This window comes from Brucella daejeonensis (genome assembly GCF_014199265.1).
Lineage (GTDB): Bacteria > Pseudomonadota > Alphaproteobacteria > Rhizobiales > Rhizobiaceae > Brucella > Brucella daejeonensis.
Map to the genome: position 1 here is coordinate 272,915 of NZ_JACIJG010000001.1, position 20,981 is coordinate 293,895.

The following is a 20,981-nucleotide window of genomic DNA, read 5'->3' on the forward strand; positions in this document are numbered from 1 at the left end:
ATAGATAAAAGTTCATTTCCGCAAATCCCAGCTCTGGACAGTCAGTTCGGGCCAGAATTGCAGTGCGCGGGCGGCTTTGGTGTCATGGGTTTCGCGGTTATCGATGGCACGATTGGGGCGAAGGCGAAACGAAAAAATATCATCGAGGCCGAAAGGGGCGTGGATGACCAGTCCGCCGACCGCCGCCTCGTCCCCATCTGCAAGCCTCACGCCCACGCAATGGGCAATCGTGGAATAGCGCTCGATCGATTCCGTCGCGGAGCGAAGCGGCGCATAGGGCTGGCCGAACCGTTTTTCAAACCAAAGATGCACCCGTGCCTGATTGCGAATTTCCACCGGGAGCGGAAAGTCGCGGAAAACATCTCGTCCCCGCCGGATGACCGTATCTTCCGCCTCCCATGACAGATCGCCATCATCGAAATAGACGACGTCGAGGTCCTTTATCCCGTGCAATTGCGACCGCCCGCTCAGCCGATTCCAGACGCTGTTATAGAGTGCACCCGAGACCAGCCAGAACCCGCTTTTCCCTCCGGCCAGGGCATCCAGCCGGTGCAAGGCGTCGGCCAGCATCGCGTTTTCCAGTATGATCCGCGAGAAAATATCCCGTTGCTCGCCCTCCGGCAAACCGGCATGGCGCAGGTGATCCGGCGTTCCGTTCATTGCCCCTCTCCCGGCGGATGGCGATAAAAATCGATGAAAGCGCGCAGCGCCGGGCGCATCTGACGGCGGCTTGGATAATAAAGATAAAGCCCGGCAAAAGGCTGGCACCAGTCTTCGAGAACCCGGACGAGCCGTCCCTCCGCCACAGCATCGCGAACATAGGCCTCGAAAAGATAGGCAAGCCCGACCCCGTTCGATACGGCTTCCAGTATGACCCGGTCGTCATTGACGATGAGCGGCCCCTCGATGGCGATTTCCTGCACTTCACCGGCCTTTTCAAACTCCCAGCGATAGGTGCGTCCGCTCGGAAAACGGTGGCGGATACAGGCGTGCCGGAGAAGATCGCGCGGCTCATGCGGGATGGGCCGGGTTTCAAAATAATCCGGCGAGGCGACGATGGCCGCCCGGATATTGCCGGTGAGCCGCGCTGCGATCATGTCCGCTTCCAGACTCTCACCGAGGCGGACGCCTGCATCGAACCCCGCCGCTACAATGTCGGTAAAGCCATTTTCCACCCGCAGGTCGAGGGTGATGTCCGGATAGGCCGTGGCAAATGCGCCAAGGCGCGGCGCGATGACCAGTTGAGCCGCCACATAAGGCGCCGTGATCCGCAGCACACCCGACGGCCGGTCGCGCGTATCGATGACGGCGCCCAGAGCGGCGTCGATTTCCTCAAGGGCAGGCGCCAGCCTTTCCAGCAGATGCCGGCCGGCCTCCGTCGGCGCGACGCTGCGCGTGGTGCGGGCGAGGAGACGGACGCCGAGCCCTTCTTCTAGCGCCGCCACGGCATGGCTGACGGCGGAAGGCGCAATGGCGAGTTCCCGCGCAGCGCCCCGGAAACTCCCATGGGCAGCAACGGCGGCGAGAACGGCAAGCTGGGACAGTTGACTTCGGTTCATTGATATAAATTACAGAACAAGCTGTGAAAATAAATCGGTATTATCGAACGAACCACCGCGTTTTATGGTCCGTGTCGTGATCCCCGGCATCAATCCTAGCTCCGTGAAACCGCATTGTGCCGGAAATTTCCCGCCAGTTCAGATTTTCAATCAGCCATTTGAAAGGGACTACCATGCAACAACGCAAACTCGGCCAGCAATTGAGCGTTTCCACCCTCGGTTTCGGCTGTATGGGAATGACCTATGCCTATGGCGGACAGGATGAGCAGGACGCCATCCGCACACTGCACCGCGCCGTCGATCTCGGCATCACCTTCTTCGATACGGCGGAAGTCTATGGCCCGTTCGAGAACGAGAAGCTTGTCGGCAAGGCGCTCAAGCCGTTTCGCGACCGCGTGACCATCGCGACGAAGTTCGGCTTCAAGATCGAAGATGGACAGATGGCTGGCGTCGACAGCCGCCCCGACCATATCCGCGACGTGGCCGAAGCCTCACTGAAGCGGCTTGGCATCGATGTCATAGACCTGTTCTACCAGCACCGCGTCGATCCGACCGTTCCCATCGAAGACGTGGTCGGCACATTGAAAGACCTGATCGACGAGGGAAAGATACGCGCCATCGGCCTTTCGGAAGCGGGAGCCTCCACCCTACGGCGCGCCCACGCCGTCCATCCCGTCGCGGCCCTGCAAAGCGAATATTCTCTATGGGCCCGCGATCCCGAAGAAAGCGTCCTGGCGGTCTGCCGCGAACTCGGCATCGGTTTCGTGCCCTATAGTCCGCTCGGACGCGGAATGCTGACCGGCACCGTCCGCTCGCAGGAGGACCTCGCAGAAAACGATTTCCGCAAGACGCTGCCGCGCTTCCAGCCGGACAATCTGGAAGCCAATAACCGGCAGGTGGACCGTATCGTCGAGATTGCCGGGGAAAAACGGGTCACGCCAGCCCAACTGGCGCTGGCTTGGGTGCTGAACCAGGGCGACTTCATCGTTCCTATCCCCGGTGTGCGCAAAATCCGCCATCTGGAGGACAATGTGAAAGCCGTCGATGTCGTGCTGACGCCGGAGGATCTGGCGCGCCTGGACGAAGTCTCCTCGCCCGACCTGATCGCAGGCAAGCGTTATAATGAGCATCAGCTCGCGCTGACCGGGCTTTGATCGATACTCATGAAAAAGGGGAGCCGCTCGGCTCCCCTTTTTCTACATCCGGCGCAGGGCGGGCGGGACAAGGGTCAGAAGCCCGCCAAGCGTCATGACGAAGCCGACCCAGAGCGGCGCATGAAGGCCATATCCGGCATCTATCGCCTGACCGCCAACCCATGGACCCAGGCCGAGGCCGATATTGATGACCGATGCGTGCATCGCGTTTACCAGCGCGCCGGGATGGGCGATCCGCATCACCCGCGCAATGAAAGCCGGATTGAGCGCGATGCCTGTCAGGCCGATCATCACGATGGCGAGGATCGCGGCAGGTTTCAATTCGGCGAAAAGCGCAAAGATCAGCATGGCCGACAGCATGAACAGGATACCGACGGCAATTGTCGGAATCGTGTGGCGGTCGGCGAAACGCCCGGCAACATAGTTTCCAATGATGTTGGCGCCACCATAGACGGCCAGCAGCAACGGCACCTGCATCGCCGAAAAGCCCGCCAGTTGCGTCGTGATCGGTGACAGATAGCTGTAGACGGCGAAGGACGAGCCGATAACGAGCGCGCTGGTGGCATAAGCGGCCCAAAGTTTCGGCTTGCGCATTTCCTTCAGTTCCGAACGCAGATCGGCCTGCGGCGCGTCGGGCGAAGATTCGATCTTGACCGCGATCACCAGAGCGCAAAGCAGGATGAGAACGACAATGGCCCAGAAGCTTGCCCGCCAGCCAAAGGCATTGGTGATCGCGGTTGCGATGGGCACCCCCAGCACGGTGCAGAGCATGAGACCCGCGAAAACCAGCGACGAAGCGCGGCCGCGCAGTTCCGGTCCGACGAGCTGCGCCGTTATGGCCAGCATCAGCCCGAAGCTTGTTGCCGCCGCCATGCCGGTCAGGACGCGCGCGACGAGCAGAACATGGAAATTGCTGGTGGATGCCGCCACGCTTTGCGCCGCCGCATAAAAGATCAGCAGCAGAAGCAACCCGCGCTTGTTTTCGATCTTCAGCGCCAGAAACAGGACGGTCACCAGCGGTCCGCCGATCATCATGCCGAGGGCATAGAGCGAGATCAGATTGCCGATATCAGCAATGGAGCGGTCGAATGCCTGCTGAAGCGAAGGTAACATGCCGGAAATCATCAGTTCCGAAGTCGTGAGCGCGAAAACACCAAGACTGAGGCAATAGACAACCAGCGGGATCGCTCGCGCCTTTTTTGCAGACGCAGCAACCCCTTCCGCCGCGAGGGCAGATTCGCACATATCGTTCATGGGGACGAATCCTAATTATGTAGCACAGACTATATAATTTATTATCATCTTGCCCGGAACGGTCAAGAGAATTATATAAGAAAGACTATAGAAAGGGAGAAAAATGGTTCCACGCGGACGCCCGCGCAGTTTCGACCGAGATGCCGCGCTGGAAACGGTGATGAAGGTTTTCTGGGCAAAAGGCTATGAATGCGCCCAGATCAACGATTTCACGACTGCCATCGGTATTACGCCGCCCAGCTTCTATGCCGCCTTCGGCAATAAGGAGCAGGCGTTTCGCGAAGCGGTGGATTATTATCTGCGCACCATCGGTGCCGTTCCTTTCGACGCGCTTGAAAATGCGCCCACCATTCGGGACGGCTTGCGCCAATGGCTGGAGAAAAGCGCCGATAGTGCCTTTGCCTGTCCGGCCGGCGGCTGCATGATCAGCGTCAGCTCCATCCAGTGCAAACCGGAAAATGTGCCGGTGAAGGAATTTCTGCAGGCTATCCGCCGCGCCAACCACGAACGGCTTTCCGCACGGCTTCAGCGCGCGGCTGCGGCGGGCGATCTGCCTGCCGATGCCGACACCGCGCAGATGACGGAATTTTATCACGTGATCCAGCAGAGCATTTCTTTTGAGGCCCGCGACGGCAATTCCCGCGCAGCGGTGCAAAAGATCATCGACATGGCCTTGCTGGCCCTGCCCGCAAAAATTCGGCAGGCAGCCGAGTGACAGATACGGAAAAGCCCGCCGATCGGCGGGCTTTTCGTTTTGGAGCTTAGCCGCGCAAGCTGCCGCCGGTCTGTTTGGCGACGCTGGCCACGATCTGCTTCGACAAGGCTTCCAGATCCTCATCGGTCAGCGTGCGGTCCTGCGGCTGGAGCAGCACTTCGACCGCAATCGACTTCTTGCCTTCGCCAAGCGAAGCGCCTGTAAAGATGTCGAACACCTGAACGCCCGCAATCAGCTTCTTGTCGGCAGAGGAAACCGCCTTGACCAGATTGCTGGCCTCGATGTTCGCATCCACCACAAAGGCGTAGTCGCGCTTGAGGCTCTGGAACTGCGAGAGGGAAAGCGCGGGCCTGGTGCGCGTTGCCTTGGCCTTTGGCTCAGGAATTGCGTCCAGATAGACCTCGAAACCGCAAAGAGCGCCCGAAACGTCCAGTGCTTCCAGCGTATCCGGGTGGAACTCGCCGAAATAACCGAGCACGACCTTGGGGCCGAGCTTCAACGTGCCGGAACGACCCGGATGCAACCATTCCGGTCCACCGGCTTCGATCTGGACGCGGTCAACCGGCGCACCGGCAGCTTCCAATGCGGCCAGCGCATCGGCCTTGGCGTCGAACACGCCAACGGGTGCAGCATTGCCCGACCAGAAACGGCCCGAACCTTCAACGCCTGCCGTGCCGCGACGGATACCGCCCGCGACGCGACGTTGCCTGTCCGGTGTGTCGCCTTCATAAATGCCCGACACCTCGAACAGCGCCGTATCGCCAAAACCGCGATCCGCATTGCGCTGTGCCGCGGCAAGCAGGCCCGGCAGGAGCGACGGGCGCATATCCGACATGTCGGCTGCAATCGGGTTAGCCAGTTTCAGTTCCGGCTGACCACCGCCAAAAGCCTTGGCCTGCGCTTCCGAGATGAAGGAATAGGTCACGGCTTCCATCATGCCGCGCGATGCCAGCGTGCGTCGCGCATGGCGGGTGCGAATCTGCAACGTCGTCAGAATGCGGCCATTGACCGCTCCATGGCTCGGCAATGGCTGCGGCGCGATCTGGTTGATGCCGTGAATGCGCATGACCTCTTCAACAAGATCGGCCTTGCCTTCCACATCGCCGCGCCATGTCGGCACGGTTGTCTTGATCACCTTGCCGTCGCCTTCGACGCCAAAACCCAGTCGCTGCAGAATATCGAAGGATTCCTCGTAAGACACTTCGATGCCGGTGAGGCGCTTGACTTCCGAAACCGGGAAATCGATCACGCGTGGCTGCGGCTTCGTATAGCCCACCACGTCCAGAACCGTCGGCTGACCGCCGCAGAGGTCCAGAACCAGCCTGGTTGCGATTTCCGCACCCGGAATCATCATTTCCGGGTCTACACCACGCTCAAAACGATAGCGCGCATCGGTGACGATGCCGAGTTCACGGCCTGTGCGCGCAATCATGCGCGGGTCCCAAAGTGCCGATTCGATCAGCACATCGACCGTGTTCTCGTCGCAGCCGGAATGTTCGCCGCCCATGATACCGGCAATCGATTCCGCGCCGTTTTCATCGGCGATCACATACATGCCCGGCTTGAACTTGTATTCACGCTGGTCGAGGCCGAGAATGGTTTCGTCCTCTTTCGCAGCGCGTACCGTCAGATTGCCCTTGACCTTGGCCGCATCGAAAACATGCAACGGGCGGCCCTGATCGAAGGTCACGTAGTTGGTGATATCCACCAACGCGTTGATCGGGCGCAGACCGATGGCCTTCAGACGCTGCTGCATCCATTTCGGGCTGGGGCCGTTCTTGACGCCCTTGACCATGCGCAGCGCAAAGCCGGTGCAGAACGGATTTTCCGCATCCTGATCGAGGATAACCTTGACCGGCGTTTCGCCTTCGCCCTTGACGGGGTCTGGCAACGTATTTTTGAGCGTACCAAGACCGGCGGCGGCAAGATCGCGCGCAATGCCGCGAATGCCTGCGCAATCGGCGCGGTTCGGCGTCAGGCCGATTTCGATGATCGGATCGTCCAGCCCCATATAGGCGGCGAAGCTCGTGCCGACCGGCACATCGTCCGGCAGATCGATAATGCCATTGTGCTCGTCGGAAAGTTCCAGCTCGCGCTCCGAGCACATCATGCCAAAGCTCTCGACACCGCGAATCTTGCCGACCGACAGCGTGACATCAAGGCCGGGCACATAATCGCCCGGACGGCCCAGAACACCGACCAGACCGGCGCGCGCATTGGGTGCGCCGCAAACAACCTGCACCGGCTTGCCTTCACCCGTATCGACGGAGAGCACGCGGAGTTTATCGGCATCCGGATGCGGCACGGCGGTCAAAACCTTGGCGATCTTGAATGCCTTGAAAGCAGCGCGGTCATCGACCCCATCCACTTCCAGACCGATATCGGTCAGTTTTTCAACGATCTCATCCAGCGTGGCGTCGGTATCGAGATGATCCTTGAGCCAGGAAAGCGTGAATTTCATTTTATCTTCCTTTCCGTCTCTTTAAGCGCTCAGACCGCCGAACAGCGTCGGAATGTCGAGCGGACGGAAACCGTAATGGTTGAGCCAGCGCACATCGGCGTCGAAGAAGGCGCGCAGATCCGGCATGCCATATTTCAGCATGGCGATGCGGTCGATACCCATGCCCCAGGCAAAGCCCTGATAGACGTCCGGGTCATAGCCGGAAGCGCGCAGGACATTCGGATGCACCATGCCGCAGCCCAGGATTTCCAGCCAGTCATTGCCCTCGCCGAACTTCACATGCGGGCCGGAGCGGTCACACTGGATATCCACTTCGACGGATGGCTCGGTGAAGGGGAAGAAGCTCGGGCGCATGCGCATCGTCACCGACGGCACTTCGAAGAAGGCCTTGCAGAACTCTTCCAGCACCCATTTCATATTGGCGACATTAGCCGACTTATCGACAACCAGACCTTCGACCTGATGGAACATCGGCGAATGGGTGGCGTCGGAATCCATGCGATAGGTCTTGCCCGGAATGACGATGCGGATCGGTTCGTCGCGGCCTTCCTTGTCACGGATGGCGGCGAACTTCTCCATGGTATGCACCTGCACCGGTGAAGTATGTGTGCGCAGAAGCTTGCGCTCGCCCTTCTCATCCGGGTTGAAGAAGAAGGTGTCATGCATTTCACGCGCCGGATGACCTTCAGGGAAGTTCAGCGCCGTGAAATTGTAATAATCGGTTTCGATATCCGGGCCTTCGGCAATCGAGAAACCCATATCGGCAAAGATCGCCGTGATTTCATCGATAACCTGAGAAATCGGATGGATACGGCCACGCGAGGCCGCACTTTCGCGAACGGGAAGCGTCACGTCGACCTTTTCGCGCTCCAGACGGGCAGCGACGGCAGCTTTGCGCAGGCTTGTCTTGCGCTCGGTCAGCGCCTCGGCAACGCGGTTCTTCAGGCCGTTGATGACCGGCCCCTGAAGCTGGCGTTCTTCCGGCGTCATGGCGCCCAGAGATTTCAGCTTCTCGGAAACGGACCCCTTCTTGCCAAGGGCAGCGACGCGCACCGCTTCAATCGCCTGCTCATCGCCGGCAGCGGCAATTTCGCTTAAGATCGTTTGTTCGAGTTGTTCAAGATCGCTCATTGTCTATTTCCCTGTCGTGCCTGCGGCACTCCACGCCTCTTGTTTTGCTTTCCTGCGCCAGCCTTGCCGATGACATTGACAGAATTTTTATGAGAAAACCCGCGCCAGCCGAGCCAGCGCGGGTTCCCAAATTATCACGATGCTTCGGGAAGGCTGCTGGCTTAGCGAACAGCGCCTTCAAAAGCGTTCGGCACCGAGGTGTTCTTGAGATATTCAAGAGCCTTCTTGGCCGATGCAACCAGCGCAGCGAATGCTTCCGGTTCATGGATTGCGATGTCGGAGAGAACCTTGCGGTCAACTTCGATGCCAGCCTTGGCCAGACCGTCGATGAAACGGCCGTAGGTCAGACCCTGTTCGCGGACAGCTGCATTGATGCGCTGGATCCACAGAGCGCGGAACGAACGCTTACGATTCTTGCGGTCGCGGTAAGCATACTGCTTCGAACGATCGACAGCCGCCTTGGCGGTGCGGATGGTGTTCTTGCGACGGCCACGGAAACCGGAAGCCTGATCCAGAACTTTCTTGTGCTTTGCGTGTGCGGTAACGCCGCGTTTTACACGTGCCATGTTATGATCTCCTTCTCAGACTAATCTTAGAGGCCGTTCGGCAGGAACTGCTTCACGATCTTTGCATCGGCATCGGCGAGAACCATGGTGCCGCGTGCATCGCGAATGAACTTGTTCGAACGCTTGATCATGCCATGACGCTTACCGGCAGCCGCAGCCTTGACTTTGCCGGAGCCGGTGATCTTGAACCGCTTCTTGGCGGCCGATTTGGTCTTCATCTTGGGCATTTTGCTACTCCTTCTTGGCATCCCTCTCGTACCCAAGGGTACTCGACGCCTCTTGTTTACGATCCCCGTCGTGCCTGCGGCACTCCATGCCTCTTGTGTTGAGAGGCGTCCGTGCCTGCAACCGACCGAAATCTTGTTTTCACTCTCAGGCCGACCAAGCCTGAAAAGCATACGAAACCGCCACGGCATGCCCTGCCGGGCGGTTCGGCAGGGCCTTATAGGTTGAAAGCCCTGAAAAGGCAATGGCTGAATCGACGGCAAAGCATCAATAAAACCGCAACAGTATCGGCAGGACATGAATGCCTTGCAGATATTCCACTACCTCGAAAAACGGATAGGCGACAAAGAACACCAGACCATCCGTGAAGGTGCTATAAAGCCGGTCAGGCTTCACGATCACCGTCTCGTCGTCCCGATAAAGGGAAAGCTTTGGAAAGAAGCGGGGAACATCCCGGCAATAAGCGCGGTAGGGTTCGCCGAAATTCTGCTCCAGAAACTTTTCTTCCGTGCCAATGACGATGGAGAAGGCCAGATAGCACAGAACCCCGAATCCCAGCGTTATGATGAGACTGCCGGTCTGCGCGCCGATTCCCATCGCACCGACAGTGCTGAACACGTAAAGCGGGTTGCGCGTCACCGAATAAGGACCGCTGCGCACGATTTCCGCGCTTTTGCGTCCGCCGATATAAAGCGTGCACCACAGACGCCCCAGAATCGCAGCGACAATAAAGCTGAGGCCGATCGCCTCGATATATTCATGTGTCTGCTCCGGCCAGGCCGAGCGCACGAAAAGCAGCGCGACCACCAGAAGGGCGATGACTGCGCCAATCGCTAGACGACGGCGGTGCTGATATTTTCCCAATTCACCAATTGTCTTCATGATGGCCCCGAGAATGTCTCTTTCGATTGCCGAAAAGAAAAACCGCCCGAAGGCGGTTTTTCCGGACAATATGCAAGGCTCAGCGCGGAGCCAACACCATCATCATCTGACGGCCTTCGAGCTTCGGCTCGGATTCGACCTTGGCGATTTCGACGGTGTCTTCCTTGACGCGCTGCAGAAGCTTCATTCCAAGCTCCTGATGCGCCATTTCGCGTCCACGGAAACGCAAGGTGACTTTGACCTTGTCGCCTTCCTCAAAGAAACGCAGCGCAGCCTTCATCTTCACCTCATAGTCATGGGTGTCGATATTCGGTCGCATCTTTATTTCTTTGATTTCAACCGTTTTCTGCTTCTTTCGCGCTTCGGCGGCCTTTTTCTGATTCTGATATTTCAGCTTGCCGAGGTCTACGATCTTGCAAACCGGCGGTTCGGCGTTCGGCACGATCTCAACCAGATCAAGGCCCGCTTCTTCAGCCATAGCCAGTGCTTCCTGAATGGAAACGCTGCCATGGTTCTGGCCTTCTGCATCGATAAGCTGAACCCGGGGAACCCGGATATCACGGTTGGAGCGCGGTCCGTCTTTCTGGACCGGCGTCGCTCTGAAGGGTCGGCGAATGGTCGTTATCTCCTGAATTGTTATGTCTCAAGCGGTAGGATGCCTGCTGCCAGACGGCATGTCTCCGATCAAACCGCAGTTGATCGCGGAAATGTCGTCAAGCGCGCGGCGAAGTCAATAGCATCTTTGACAGGAAAAATCACCCCCGCGTGATAAACCTTCTTTTTGTTATCATTTCACGGGAGACAAGCGGCATATCGGTCACATTTGCCGTCATTTCAAGGGCCTCGCTCCACATGGCGGGTTTTCTCTCTCCTGCGAACATGCCAAAACACGTTCGGAAAACGAGGAGACTTGTTATGAGCGTTGCGGGGCCGGAATTCATCGACGTGGACGGAGCGAGAATTGCCGTGCGGTGCAGGGCCGGCGACAAATCGCCGGGCGTCGTCTGGCTGGGCGGCTACCGATCCGACATGCTGGGCACCAAGGCCGTCATTCTCGATGAATGGGCCGGACAAACCGGTCACAGCGCGCTCCGACACGATTATTCCGGCCATGGAGAATCCGGCGGCGACTTCAATCAGGGCACCATTTCGCGCTGGCTTGGCGAAAGTCTCGCCGTCTATCGCCATTATACCAGGGGACCGCAAATCCTCGTCGGCTCATCCATGGGCGGGTGGATCGCGCTGCGCATGGCGCAGGAACTGAAAAAGGAAGGCAGGCCGCCTGCGGGAATGGTGCTGATCGCGCCCGCGCCCGATTTCACGGCGGCGCTCGTCGAGCCGTCCCTGACCGAAGCGCAAAAGCAAGATCTGGAACAGAAGGGGTATTTCGAGGAACCTTCGGAATACTCACCCAATCCCTATGTCTACACCCGCGCCCTGATCGAAGACGGGCGCAGGAATCTCGTTCTCAAGGGCATTATCGAGACCGGCTGCCCGGTGCATATATTGCAGGGAATGCAGGACCCTGACGTGCCGTACAGGCACGCGCTCGGCCTTGTGGAACATCTGCCGGTCGATGACGTCACGCTGACGCTGGTGCGTGACGGCGACCATCGTCTGTCGCGGCCGCAGGATCTCGACCTCCTGATCCGCACCGTCTCCGCCCTCGCGGAACGTGTCGGCGAACCGGCATAGGCGGATAAGATGCGCTTTTCGGTCTTCGCTTCTTCGGCGGTCGCAGCCATTGTCGGCTTCGGCGGCACATTGGCGCTCATCATTGCCGCCGCACAGGTACTGGGTGCGTCGCAGGCGGAAACCGCAAGCTGGGTCACGGCCATCTGCCTGGCCATCGCGGCCTCCTCCGCCTGGCTCAGCATTCGCTACAGGATGCCGATCATCGCGGCGTGGTCCACGCCGGGACTGGCGCTGATAGGTGCAAGCGCCGGCTTCACCATGCCGGAAGCGGTCGGCGCATTCATCGTGACCGCAGTGGCGCTGGTCGCCACCGGGCTGATCCGTCAATTGTCGGTGCTTGTTTCCCGCATCCCCGCCTCGGTTGCTTCGGGTATGCTCGCCGGCGTCCTGCTCAGTTTCGTCATCGCCGCCGCCAGGACCGTGCCCGGCGATCCGGTCTTCGTCTTGCCGCTGGTGGGGCTGTTCTTCCTGATCCGCCTGTTCAACCCGTCGCTTGCGGTCATCGCCGTTCTGGTGACCGGCATGGTCTTCGCGCTCCTGACCGGCCGTTCGCCTGCCCTGCCCGCGCCGGAAATTTCGACTTTGACGCTCGTCTGGCCCGAATTCAACATGGGGGCGACGGTCGGCCTCGCCATACCGCTTTATCTCGTGACCATGGCCTCGCAGAACCTGCCGGGTTTTGCCGTACTGCGCGCCTCGGGCTATGAGCCGCCGACCAGCGCCTGCCTGCGCGTGACCGGCCTGTTTTCATTGCTGACCGCGCCCTTCGGCGCTTCCACCACCAACCTCGCCGCGATTTCCGCGGCGCTGTGCACGAATCCCGACGCGCACCCGGACCATGCAAAGCGCTGGCTGACCGGGCCGGTCTATGCCGCGATCTATGTGGCCTTCGCGCTCTTCGGCGCATCGCTGGTCGCCATCTTCGCCGTATTGCCGGTAACGCTGATCGCGCTCGTCGCCGGACTGGCGCTGACCGGCCCCTTCATCAACGCCATGGCGCTGGCCCTGAAGGACGAGCAGGAGCGCCTCGCAGCGACCATAACCTTTGCGGTGACGGCCTCCGGCATGGCGTTCTTCGGGATCGGCTCGGCCTTCTGGGCGCTGATCGCGGGACTTTGCGTCACGTTTCTCGAACATTTTCGCAAAAAAATTTCGAATTAATCGCATTGGTTAGGTCAGGCGCGATCCGAATCCTCCGGTTGCATTCTTGAAATGCCGCCTTTGCTTCACCAATTCCGAATCAAGCCACCAGATTGAATCCTCTGCATCCGGCAGAAGCGAGGTCGGCCCTATTCTGATGGAGTAGACCATGACCAATACCGCATTGATCCGCCCGGCATGGACGCCAGCCACGATTGCGCTGATGGTGCTCGGCTTTTTCCTGTTCTGGCCGCTTGGCCTCGCCATGCTGGCCTATATCCTGTGGGGAGACCGCCTCGAAGGTTTCAAGCGCGGCGTCAACGAGAAGAGAGATTCCGTGTTCGGTTCGTTCCGCAATTGCCACAAGAGCGAAAGCTTCGGCTTCAACGCAACCGGCAATGCGGCCTTCGATGACTGGCGCCGCGCCGAACTGGAGCGACTGGCCGAAGAACGCCGCAAGCTCGATGAGGCTCGCGCCGAATTCGAGGCCTATGCCGCAGAACTTCGCCGCGCACGTGACAAGCAAGAGTTCGACCGCTTCATGGCCGAACGCCGCAACGCAGCGAAAAAGACACCTGCCACGCGCACCAAGGGCGGCAAGGACGATATCACCGATCTTTGATCGGCATAATTGCCCGCAAATGCTTGAGACGGCGCGGCCCCGGTCGCGCCGTTTTCGTTACAGATCACCAAAATTCCATAACTTACAAAGACTTATATAGTCCGTTTTGCCTGAAAAGCCCTTCTCACTTTTCTGGATGCGCTCTCGAACGAATCGCTTATTCTTATCGGATGGGTTTTTCCTTTCTTCGGCAAATCAGCGGTAAAGGGGCATCCGCTGGCACCACGACAGTCCGCAGCGAGCGCATTCATGCGATCGCCGGACGGGAACTTCCTTTGCGCGTTTTCGAGAATCCGCGCGCGAAACGACTCACATTGCGCATCGAAGCAGGCGGCAGGGGATTGCGGATCACCATACCGCCGGGACTGCCCGAGCGCGAGGTGCAGAGCTTCCTCACGCGTCACTCGGGCTGGATCGAAAGCCGTATCGCCAGACTGCCCGACCAGCCGGGGGTGCGGGCAGGCATCAGGATTCCCCTGCGCGGGATTCCCCACAAGATCGTCCACCAGCCGGGACGCGGCACGACCGAATGTCTCGAAGGCAACATTTTGCTGGTGCACGGCGATCCGGCCCATCTGCCGCGCCGGGTCGCGGACCATATCAAGCGCGAGGTGAAGCGCGAGATCGAGACGCTTGTCGCTCGGCACACGGCAACAGTCGGGCGCAAGGCCAGGGCCGTGCGTTTCAAGGATACGAAAAGCCGCTGGGGATCGTGCACATCCGACGGTGTCCTTTCCTTTTCCTGGCGCATCGGCATGGCTCCGCCTCCTGTGATAAACTATCTCGTCGCCCATGAGGTGGCCCATCTCATCGAGATGAACCACGGGCCGAAATTCTGGAAACTCTGCCATGAGCTTTGCCCGGATACCGAGCGCTGCAAGGCTTGGCTGAAGTGCAATGGCAGCGCATTGCAGGCAATAGACTTCACATGAAATCATCCGTACTGACCGCCGCGAAGGTTTTGTGGGATTACCACTGCATCTACGATCCGCTTGAAGGCGCCGACGTTATTGTCGGGCTTGGCAGTTACGACCCTCGCGTGGCCGAACGGGCGGCGGATCTCTACCTGGAAGGGCTCGCACCCTGGCTGATCTTTACCGGCAAGAGCGGTCACTGGACGGAAAAGCTCTATAAGACAAGCGAAGCGGAAGCCTTTGCGGAAGTCGCGATCAGGCGCGGTGTGCCGAATGACGCCATCATCGTGGAACCCAATGCGACCAATATCGGCGAAAACATCCGCTTCTCGCGCGAGCAGCTTGCGCCGGGCGCCATCAGCGCCATTTTCGTCACCAAGCCGCAGACGCAGCGCCGCGTCCATGCCAGCGTGCCACGGCAATGGCCGGAAGCCCGGGCGCGCGTTACCGCACCACTCACCTCCTTCGAGGACCAGCCAACCCCGGAACACCCGATCGAACTGCTCATCAACGAGATGACCGGCGATATCGAGCGTATCCTCGAATATCCCGCAAAAGGCTACCAGATCGCGCAGGCGGTTCCCCTCGAGGTCATGGAAGCGTATGATTTCCTGATCGCACAGGGTTTTGACGGTCATCCGGTCTGCGAATAGTTCCGGAACGAACGGAATAACTTGAGTAGCCCCCGGATTTGTGCGACGGGAAGCCTATGGTTCTTGATATTAAAATATGCGGATTGAAGACGCCTGGCGCCGTCGCCGCCGCGCTTGACGGCGGCGCGACGCATATCGGCTTCATCTTCTTCCCCAAAAGCCCCCGCCATATCACACCGCAGGCGGCAGCGGACCTGCGCGCCGCAGCGAAAGGCCGGGCGCTGGCCGTCGCGGTCACCGTCGATGCCGACAATGAAGCGCTCGATGAAATCGTCGCGGTCGTCAGGCCCGATATATTGCAGCTCCATGGCGAGGAAACACCGGATCGGGTGCGTTTCGTGAAAGAGCGTTACGGCCTCCCGGTCATGAAGGCCTTTTCGGTTCGCGACGCCGCCGACCTTGAAGCCATCGCGCCCTACAGGGGCATTGCCGACCACTTCCTGTTCGATGCCAAGCCCCCCAAGGGGTCCGAGCTTCCGGGCGGCAACGGCGTGTCCTTCGACTGGGAAGTGCTGGCTGCGCTTGACGCGGACATCGAATACATGCTTTCCGGTGGGCTGAATGCGGACAATATCGCCGAAGCGCTTGAGAAGACGGGCGCGCCCGGCATCGATATATCGTCGGGGGTGGAGCGCGCGCCCGGCGAAAAGGATGTGCGCCTTATCGAGAATTTTTTCCAGACCGTAGCGGACGCCCGGAATGAGCGGCTACAGCCTGAACTGACGGAGCAGAAGCGTTGAACAAGCCGGTTGCACCCAATTCCTACAAGACAGGCCCCGATGAAGAGGGCATGTTCGGCATTTTCGGCGGACGCTTTGTCGCCGAAACGCTGATGCCTCTGATCCTCGAATTGCAGGAAGCCTACGAAACGGCGAAAAACGATCCTGAATTCAAGGCCGAACTGAACGCGCTTTCGACCTATTATGCCGGACGTCCTTCCAAGCTCTATTATGCCGAAGGCCTGACCAAGCATTTGGGCGGCGCGAAAATCTACTTCAAGCGCGAAGACCTGAACCATACCGGCAGCCACAAGATCAACAACTGCCTCGGCCAGATCCTGCTTGCCAGGCGCATGGGCAAGACCCGCATCATCGCCGAAACCGGCGCGGGCCAGCATGGCGTGGCGTCTGCCACCGTCGCCGCCCGTTTCGGCCTGCCCTGCGTTGTCTACATGGGCGCGACGGACGTGGAGCGCCAGAAACCGAACGTGTTCCGCATGAAGCTTCTCGGCGCGGAAGTGAAGCCGGTTTCCGCCGGCAACGGCACGCTCAAGGACGCGATGAACGAAGCGCTGCGCGACTGGGTGACGAATGTCGAGGACACCTATTACCTGATCGGCACCGCAGCCGGTCCGCATCCCTATCCCGAACTCGTTCGCGACTTCCAGTCGGTCATCGGCAAGGAAGCGCGCCAGCAGATGCTCGAACAGGAAGGTCGTCTGCCGGACGTGATCGTGGCGGCTGTCGGCGGCGGCTCCAATGCCATCGGCCTGTTCCATCCATTCCTCGACGATGCCTCGGTGAAGATCGTGGGCGTCGAAGCAGGCGGGCGCGGCCTTGAAGGCGAAGAGCATTGTGCCTCGATGAGCGCGGGTCGCCCCGGCGTCCTGCATGGCAACCGCACCTATCTCCTTCAGAACGATGACGGCCAGATTCTCGAAGGCCATTCGGTTTCCGCCGGTCTCGACTATCCGGGCGTCGGGCCTGAACATTCCTGGCTGAAGGATTCGGGCCGCGTCGACTATGTGCCGATCCTCGACACGGAAGCGCTGGACGCGTTCCAGCTTTGCACCCGTGTCGAAGGCATCATTCCGGCGCTCGAATCCGCCCATGCCATCGCACAGGCCGTGAAGATGGCCCCGACCATGGGCAAGGACCAGATCATGATCGTCAACCTGTCCGGCCGTGGCGACAAGGACGTGCACACGGTCGGCAAGCTGCTCGGCATGGATATCTGATATGGGCAATGGCGTCGCCGATATTTCCGTCTACAAGCCTCGTGCCGCATGGTTCGATGGCCTGACGGCATGTGGTCCGGCGACGATCAAGCTCAACATCATCGAAGCCGATCCGGCAAATCCGGTTGCGGAGGCTGCCGTCGGCATCGCCCGCAGGCAGATCGAGACAGCGGCGGGCAAGCTCGATGCCCTGCCGCATATGGGCGCCGGTTTCTCCATTCTGCATCAGGGAGAGGAAAGCCTCTGGCTGCTCCTGCACTGGTGGCTGGAGGGCGGCATCGCCACGGAAATTCTCTGGCGGTCCGAGCTTGGCGACGAGGTGGAATTCATACCCGCACAATCCCTGTTGATGGCCTGTGTGTGGGAACTGGGAATCATAGACTTTGAACGGCGCGCATGGATGGAAACGGCGATGGCGGGTAAGCCCGTTGCCGACTATCTGGCGCGCACTTTGCCACGGGGCACGGTATGACTACTCGCATCAACACCAAATTCGCCGAACTGAAGGCCGAGGGCCGGCCTGCGCTCGTCACCTATTTCATGGGCGGCGATCCGGATTTCGAAACCTCGCTGAAGGTGATGAAGGCCCTGCCGAAAGCTGGCGCCGACGTGATCGAACTCGGTATGCCCTTTTCCGATCCGATGGCAGACGGCCCGGCCATTCAGGCTGCGGGCCTGCGTGCCCTCAATGCCGGCCAGACCCTGGCAAAGACACTCGGCATGGCTGCGGAATTCCGCAAGGAAGACGACACGACCCCCATCGTGCTGATGGGCTATTACAATCCGATCTACATCTATGGTGTCGAACGTTTCCTGGCCGATGCCAGGGCGTCCGGCGTCGATGGGCTGATCGTGGTCGATCTGCCATCGGAAATGGATGCGGAACTTTGCATCCCCGCGATGAAAGCGGGCATCAATTTCATTCGCCTGACCACGCCGACCACCGACGACAAGCGCCTGCCGAAGGTGCTGCACAATTCGTCGGGCTTCGTCTATTACGTCTCGATGAACGGCATTACCGGTTCGGCCATTGCCGATACGGCGAAGGTCGGCGAGGCTGTGCGCCACATCAAGAAAAGCACCGATCTGCCGATCTGCGTCGGTTTCGGCGTCAAGACGCCGGAGCAGGCTGCAGCTATCGCCACCCATGCCGATGGCGTGGTCGTCGGCACGGCGATCGTCAATGCGATTGCCGGTGAACTGGACGAAAACGGCAAGTTGAAGGGCGATCCGGCCGCCGCCGCGACCCGGCTTGTCCACGCTCTTGCCGAGAGCGTGCGCGCCACACGCCTTGAAGCCGCCCAATAAATCGTCCATTTAAGCGGCTGAGAAGTCGTCGCCGAAGAACAAGAAACGGAACCAAACGTCATGAACTGGATCACCAACTACGTCCGTCCGAAGATCAATTCGATGCTCGGCCGCCGTGAAATGCCGGAAAATCTCTGGATCAAGGATCCGTCGACCGGTGAAATGGTGTTTCACAAGGATCTCGAGAGCAACCAGTTCGTGATCCCGTCATCGGGCCATCACATGCGCATCAAGGCGAAGGACCGGCTGCGCTTCTTCTTCGACAATGGCGAATACACCACGCTTGAAGCCCCCAAGGTTCCGGTCGATCCGCTGAAATTCCGCGACGAGAAGAAATATATCGACCGCCTCAAGGATTACCGTGCCCGCACCGGCATGGACGACGCCATCGTCAACGGTCTCGGCACGATCGAAGGCCTGCCGATCGTCGCAACCGTGCAGGATTTCGGCTTCATGGGCGGTTCGCTCGGCATGGGCGCGGGCGAGGCGATCATTCAGGGCTTTGAAAAGGCCATCGAGCTCAAGCGTCCGCTGGTTCTGTTCGCTGCGTCCGGCGGCGCGCGTATGCAGGAGGGCATCCTGTCCCTGATGCAGCTTCCGCGCACCACGGTAGCGGTTGAAATGCTCAAGGAAGCGGGCCTGCCCTATATCGTCGTGCTGACCAACCCGACCACCGGCGGCGTGACGGCTTCCTATGCCATGCTGGGCGACATTCACATCGCTGAGCCGGGCGCGCTCATCGGTTTTGCCGGACCGCGCGTCATCGAGCAGACCATCCGCGAAAAGCTCCCCGAGGGCTTCCAGAGCGCCGATTACCTCATGGAACACGGCATGGTCGACATGGTCGTCTCGCGCCTTGAACTGAAGAGCACGATTGCACGCCTGCTCAAGATCATGACCGGGCAGCCCGCCGACAGCGATATTCCGGATAGCAGGCCGACGGAAGCGGACAGCAAGGCAGCCTGATCGTGACAGAAAAAGCCGCCGCCGCAATCGAGCGGCTTATGCAGTTGCATCCCAAGGGTTTCGACCTTTCGCTGGACCGCATCCGCAGCCTTCTGGAAAAACTCGGCAATCCGCATCTGAAACTGCCCCCGGTGATCCATATCGCCGGGACCAACGGCAAGGGATCGGCGACGGCTTTTTGTCGTGCGCTTCTGGAAGCGGGCGGATTCGACGTTCACGTCCATACCTCGCCGCATCTCGTTCGCTGGCACGAGCGCTATCGCCTGGCGGCGCCGGGCGGCGGCAAACTGATCGACGACGATGTCCTGGCCGATGCCATCGAACGCGTCGAAGCGGTCAATGGCGGCCAGCATATCACGGTTTTCGAAATACTGACGGCGGTCGCCTTCGTGCTGTTTTCCGAACAGCCGGCCGATGTCGTCATCATGGAAGTCGGCCTCGGCGGGCGTTTCGACGCCACCAACGTGATTGCCGAACCCGCCGTCTCGCTCATCATGCCGATTTCGATCGATCATCAGGCCCATCTCGGCGACCGCGTCGAGCTGATCGCCGCCGAGAAGGCCGGTATCATCAAGAAGGGCTGTCCGGTCGTCGTGGGCTTCCAGCCCGTCGATGCGGCGCGCGAAGTGCTGGTTTCCACCGCTGACCGGCTCGGTTGCCCGGTGTCGGTCTATGGGCAGGATTTTCTCGCCTTCGAGGAACATGGCCGCATGGTGTTCCAGAACGAGGACGGTCTGATCGACCTGCCATTGCCGCGCCTGCCCGGACGTCACCAGATCGCCAATGCCGCTGCGGCAATCGAGGCTGTGCAGATGGCCGGCTTCAGCCTGACCGACAAGGCTGTCGAAAAGGCGCTGATGGTGGCCGACTGGCCGGCACGGATGCAGCGGCTGACCCATGGCGCGCTCATGGAACTTGCTCCGGCCGCATCTGAAATCTGGCTCGATGGCGGACATAATCCCGGTGCGGGCGCTGTCATTGCCGAGGCTTTCGGCGATCTGGAAGAGCGCAATGCGCGCCCGCTGTTTCTCATCACCGGCATGATCAACACCAAGGACCCTGTCGGCTATTTCGAAGCTTTTTCAGGGATGGCGCGGCATGTATTCACCGTGCCGATCCCGTCCAGCGATGCTGGCATTCCCAATGACGAACTGGCCGTCGCGGCACAGAAAGCCAATCTTTCGGCGGAGCCGGTGCATTCGGTGGCCAATGCGCTGAAACTTCTGCGTGACACATGGCCTTCGGACGAAGCGCCGCCACGCATATTGATCGGCGGCTCGCTTTATCTGGCAGGCGAAGTGCTGCGGGATAACGGCACACCACCCCAATAAGCAAAAACCCGGCTCGAAGGCCGGGTTTTGCATTTTTATGGTGCTGTTCTTTATGCAGCCGAAGCCTTGATCCAGTCGGCGAGACGGCTCTTCGGAGCGGCGCCGACCATATTGGCGGCGAGTTCACCGTCCTTGAACATCAGAAGCGTCGGGATCGAACGTACGCCGAACTGGGCTGCCAGTTCCGGGTTTTCGTCGATATTGACCTTGGCGATCTTGATCTGACCGGCCATTTCAGTGGCGATCTCGTCCAGAGCCGGAGCGATCATCTTGCAGGGACCGCACCATTCAGCCCAGAAATCCACCACGACCGGCTCGCTCGACTGAAGAACGTCCGACTGAAAATTGCTGTTATCGACCTTAACGGTTGCCATGGGGCTATCCTCTTTTCTCACCAGAACGGCAGATATCTTTGCAGACTCACAACACGATCCGCTCTTTCTTCGCT

General features: G+C 59.8%; 23 protein-coding genes. 13 read left to right on the forward strand and 10 right to left on the reverse strand.

Annotation, left to right across the window (positions count from 1 at the left end):
• Nucleotides 1-12: 12 nt before the first annotated feature.
• Nucleotides 13-660 (reverse strand): nucleotidyltransferase family protein, encoded by a 648-nt coding sequence (locus FHS76_RS01265; protein WP_183646892.1) that lies wholly within the window; start codon nt 658-660, stop codon nt 13-15.
• Nucleotides 657-1,559 (reverse strand): LysR family transcriptional regulator, encoded by a 903-nt coding sequence (locus tag FHS76_RS01270; protein WP_183646894.1) that lies wholly within the window; start codon nt 1,557-1,559, stop codon nt 657-659. Before FHS76_RS01270 ends, FHS76_RS01265 begins: the two co-directional genes overlap by 4 nt.
• A gap of 173 nt (nt 1,560-1,732) precedes the next feature.
• Between FHS76_RS01270 and FHS76_RS01275 the strand changes: the two genes are divergently transcribed.
• Complete coding sequence (locus tag FHS76_RS01275; RefSeq protein ID WP_183646896.1) at nt 1,733-2,713, forward strand: aldo/keto reductase; 981 nt, start codon at nt 1,733-1,735, stop codon at nt 2,711-2,713.
• A 42-nt stretch (nt 2,714-2,755) separates the two neighbouring features.
• Here FHS76_RS01275 and FHS76_RS01280 read toward each other — a convergent pair whose 3' ends face one another.
• Nucleotides 2,756-3,967 carry an MFS transporter gene (locus tag FHS76_RS01280; RefSeq protein WP_183646898.1) on the reverse strand — a complete coding sequence of 404 codons (1,212 nt, stop codon included), beginning with the start codon at nt 3,965-3,967 and terminating at the stop codon, nt 2,756-2,758.
• Nucleotides 3,968-4,070: 103 nt separating this feature from the next.
• Here FHS76_RS01280 and FHS76_RS01285 point away from each other — a divergent pair, with 103 nt between their 5' ends.
• Nucleotides 4,071-4,682, forward strand: coding sequence for a TetR/AcrR family transcriptional regulator (locus FHS76_RS01285; RefSeq protein ID WP_183646901.1), 612 nt, complete (start codon nt 4,071-4,073; stop codon nt 4,680-4,682).
• Nucleotides 4,683-4,728: 46 nt separating this feature from the next.
• Here FHS76_RS01285 and pheT read toward each other — a convergent pair whose 3' ends face one another.
• The 6 genes from pheT to infC all read right to left on the reverse strand — a co-directional run bounded on the left by pheT (nt 4,729) and on the right by infC (nt 10,563).
• Entirely contained in the window at nt 4,729-7,143 is a 2,415-nt protein-coding gene (gene pheT, locus FHS76_RS01290; protein ID WP_183646904.1) for a phenylalanine--tRNA ligase subunit beta, read from the reverse strand.
• Between the two features lie 21 nt (nt 7,144-7,164).
• Nucleotides 7,165-8,274, reverse strand: a complete 1,110-nt coding sequence (pheS, locus tag FHS76_RS01295) for a phenylalanine--tRNA ligase subunit alpha (RefSeq protein WP_183646906.1) — start codon at nt 8,272-8,274, stop codon at nt 7,165-7,167.
• 161 nt (nt 8,275-8,435) lie between these two features.
• On the reverse strand, nt 8,436-8,840 hold the full coding sequence (gene rplT, locus FHS76_RS01300) for a 50S ribosomal protein L20 (RefSeq protein ID WP_183646908.1): 405 nt from the start codon (nt 8,838-8,840) through the stop codon (nt 8,436-8,438).
• A gap of 26 nt (nt 8,841-8,866) precedes the next feature.
• Entirely contained in the window at nt 8,867-9,067 is a 201-nt protein-coding gene (gene rpmI, locus FHS76_RS01305) for a 50S ribosomal protein L35 (RefSeq protein ID WP_183646910.1), read from the reverse strand.
• A gap of 265 nt (nt 9,068-9,332) precedes the next feature.
• Nucleotides 9,333-9,947, reverse strand: a complete 615-nt coding sequence (locus tag FHS76_RS01310) for a methyltransferase family protein (RefSeq protein ID WP_183646912.1) — start codon at nt 9,945-9,947, stop codon at nt 9,333-9,335.
• Between the two features lie 79 nt (nt 9,948-10,026).
• The gene (gene infC / locus FHS76_RS01315; protein WP_183647468.1) at nt 10,027-10,563 is read right to left on the reverse strand and encodes a translation initiation factor IF-3; all 537 of its coding nucleotides are present in this window, start codon (nt 10,561-10,563) and stop codon (nt 10,027-10,029) included.
• 299 nt (nt 10,564-10,862) lie between these two features.
• Between infC and FHS76_RS01320 the strand changes: the two genes are divergently transcribed.
• The 11 genes from FHS76_RS01320 to FHS76_RS01370 all read left to right on the forward strand — a co-directional run bounded on the left by FHS76_RS01320 (nt 10,863) and on the right by FHS76_RS01370 (nt 20,533).
• Nucleotides 10,863-11,642 carry an alpha/beta hydrolase gene (locus FHS76_RS01320; RefSeq protein WP_183646914.1) on the forward strand — a complete coding sequence of 260 codons (780 nt, stop codon included), beginning with the start codon at nt 10,863-10,865 and terminating at the stop codon, nt 11,640-11,642.
• 9 nt (nt 11,643-11,651) lie between these two features.
• Nucleotides 11,652-12,803 (forward strand): benzoate/H(+) symporter BenE family transporter, encoded by a 1,152-nt coding sequence (locus tag FHS76_RS01325; protein WP_183646917.1) that lies wholly within the window; start codon nt 11,652-11,654, stop codon nt 12,801-12,803.
• A gap of 148 nt (nt 12,804-12,951) precedes the next feature.
• A complete protein-coding gene (locus tag FHS76_RS01330) occupies nt 12,952-13,404 on the forward strand; it encodes a DUF2852 domain-containing protein (RefSeq protein ID WP_183646919.1) in 453 nt (150 codons plus the stop codon).
• A 170-nt stretch (nt 13,405-13,574) separates the two neighbouring features.
• Nucleotides 13,575-14,336, forward strand: coding sequence for a M48 family metallopeptidase (locus FHS76_RS01335; RefSeq protein ID WP_183646922.1), 762 nt, complete (start codon nt 13,575-13,577; stop codon nt 14,334-14,336).
• A complete protein-coding gene (locus FHS76_RS01340; RefSeq protein WP_183646924.1) occupies nt 14,333-14,971 on the forward strand; it encodes a YdcF family protein in 639 nt (212 codons plus the stop codon). Before FHS76_RS01335 ends, FHS76_RS01340 begins: the two co-directional genes overlap by 4 nt.
• 56 nt (nt 14,972-15,027) lie before the next feature.
• The gene (locus FHS76_RS01345; protein WP_183646927.1) at nt 15,028-15,711 is read left to right on the forward strand and encodes a phosphoribosylanthranilate isomerase; all 684 of its coding nucleotides are present in this window, start codon (nt 15,028-15,030) and stop codon (nt 15,709-15,711) included.
• The gene (gene trpB, locus FHS76_RS01350; RefSeq protein WP_183646930.1) at nt 15,708-16,928 is read left to right on the forward strand and encodes a tryptophan synthase subunit beta; all 1,221 of its coding nucleotides are present in this window, start codon (nt 15,708-15,710) and stop codon (nt 16,926-16,928) included. The genes FHS76_RS01345 and trpB overlap by 4 nt, the downstream gene beginning before the upstream one ends.
• Nucleotide 16,929: 1 nt before the next feature.
• The gene (locus FHS76_RS01355) at nt 16,930-17,400 is read left to right on the forward strand and encodes a hypothetical protein (protein WP_183646933.1); all 471 of its coding nucleotides are present in this window, start codon (nt 16,930-16,932) and stop codon (nt 17,398-17,400) included.
• Nucleotides 17,397-18,236, forward strand: coding sequence for a tryptophan synthase subunit alpha (gene trpA, locus FHS76_RS01360; protein ID WP_183646936.1), 840 nt, complete (start codon nt 17,397-17,399; stop codon nt 18,234-18,236). The genes FHS76_RS01355 and trpA overlap by 4 nt, the downstream gene beginning before the upstream one ends.
• Nucleotides 18,237-18,296: 60 nt before the next feature.
• The gene (gene accD, locus FHS76_RS01365) at nt 18,297-19,202 is read left to right on the forward strand and encodes an acetyl-CoA carboxylase, carboxyltransferase subunit beta (protein ID WP_183646939.1); all 906 of its coding nucleotides are present in this window, start codon (nt 18,297-18,299) and stop codon (nt 19,200-19,202) included.
• 38 nt (nt 19,203-19,240) lie between these two features.
• Nucleotides 19,241-20,533, forward strand: coding sequence for a bifunctional folylpolyglutamate synthase/dihydrofolate synthase (locus FHS76_RS01370; RefSeq protein ID WP_183647471.1), 1,293 nt, complete (start codon nt 19,241-19,243; stop codon nt 20,531-20,533).
• 50 nt (nt 20,534-20,583) lie between these two features.
• On the opposite strand, the gene trxA is transcribed toward FHS76_RS01370, so the two are convergent.
• On the reverse strand, nt 20,584-20,907 hold the full coding sequence (trxA, locus tag FHS76_RS01375; protein ID WP_075041819.1) for a thioredoxin: 324 nt from the start codon (nt 20,905-20,907) through the stop codon (nt 20,584-20,586).
• Nucleotides 20,908-20,981: the final 74 nt, after the last annotated feature.

Excerpts from the sequence above, each read along its gene's own strand:
- FHS76_RS01265 (WP_183646892.1), bottom strand. The coding sequence starts at position 660 with ATGAACGGAACGCCGGATCACCTGCGCCATGCCGGTTTGCCGGAGGGC.
- FHS76_RS01270 (WP_183646894.1), bottom strand. The coding sequence starts at position 1,559 with ATGAACCGAAGTCAACTGTCCCAGCTTGCCGTTCTCGCCGCCGTTGCT.
- FHS76_RS01275 (WP_183646896.1), top strand. The coding sequence starts at position 1,733 with ATGCAACAACGCAAACTCGGCCAGCAATTGAGCGTTTCCACCCTCGGT.
- FHS76_RS01280 (WP_183646898.1), bottom strand. The coding sequence starts at position 3,967 with ATGAACGATATGTGCGAATCTGCCCTCGCGGCGGAAGGGGTTGCTGCG.
- FHS76_RS01285 (WP_183646901.1), top strand. The coding sequence starts at position 4,071 with ATGGTTCCACGCGGACGCCCGCGCAGTTTCGACCGAGATGCCGCGCTG.
- pheT (WP_183646904.1), bottom strand. The coding sequence starts at position 7,143 with ATGAAATTCACGCTTTCCTGGCTCAAGGATCATCTCGATACCGACGCC.
- pheS (WP_183646906.1), bottom strand. The coding sequence starts at position 8,274 with ATGAGCGATCTTGAACAACTCGAACAAACGATCTTAAGCGAAATTGCC.
- rplT (WP_183646908.1), bottom strand. The coding sequence starts at position 8,840 with ATGGCACGTGTAAAACGCGGCGTTACCGCACACGCAAAGCACAAGAAA.
- rpmI (WP_183646910.1), bottom strand. The coding sequence starts at position 9,067 with ATGCCCAAGATGAAGACCAAATCGGCCGCCAAGAAGCGGTTCAAGATC.
- FHS76_RS01310 (WP_183646912.1), bottom strand. The coding sequence starts at position 9,947 with ATGAAGACAATTGGTGAATTGGGAAAATATCAGCACCGCCGTCGTCTA.
- FHS76_RS01320 (WP_183646914.1), top strand. The coding sequence starts at position 10,863 with ATGAGCGTTGCGGGGCCGGAATTCATCGACGTGGACGGAGCGAGAATT.
- FHS76_RS01325 (WP_183646917.1), top strand. The coding sequence starts at position 11,652 with ATGCGCTTTTCGGTCTTCGCTTCTTCGGCGGTCGCAGCCATTGTCGGC.
- FHS76_RS01330 (WP_183646919.1), top strand. The coding sequence starts at position 12,952 with ATGACCAATACCGCATTGATCCGCCCGGCATGGACGCCAGCCACGATT.
- FHS76_RS01335 (WP_183646922.1), top strand. The coding sequence starts at position 13,575 with ATGGGTTTTTCCTTTCTTCGGCAAATCAGCGGTAAAGGGGCATCCGCT.
- FHS76_RS01340 (WP_183646924.1), top strand. The coding sequence starts at position 14,333 with ATGAAATCATCCGTACTGACCGCCGCGAAGGTTTTGTGGGATTACCAC.
- FHS76_RS01345 (WP_183646927.1), top strand. The coding sequence starts at position 15,028 with ATGGTTCTTGATATTAAAATATGCGGATTGAAGACGCCTGGCGCCGTC.
- FHS76_RS01355 (WP_183646933.1), top strand. The coding sequence starts at position 16,930 with ATGGGCAATGGCGTCGCCGATATTTCCGTCTACAAGCCTCGTGCCGCA.
- trpA (WP_183646936.1), top strand. The coding sequence starts at position 17,397 with ATGACTACTCGCATCAACACCAAATTCGCCGAACTGAAGGCCGAGGGC.
- accD (WP_183646939.1), top strand. The coding sequence starts at position 18,297 with ATGAACTGGATCACCAACTACGTCCGTCCGAAGATCAATTCGATGCTC.
- FHS76_RS01370 (WP_183647471.1), top strand. The coding sequence starts at position 19,241 with ATGCAGTTGCATCCCAAGGGTTTCGACCTTTCGCTGGACCGCATCCGC.
- trxA (WP_075041819.1), bottom strand. The coding sequence starts at position 20,907 with ATGGCAACCGTTAAGGTCGATAACAGCAATTTTCAGTCGGACGTTCTT.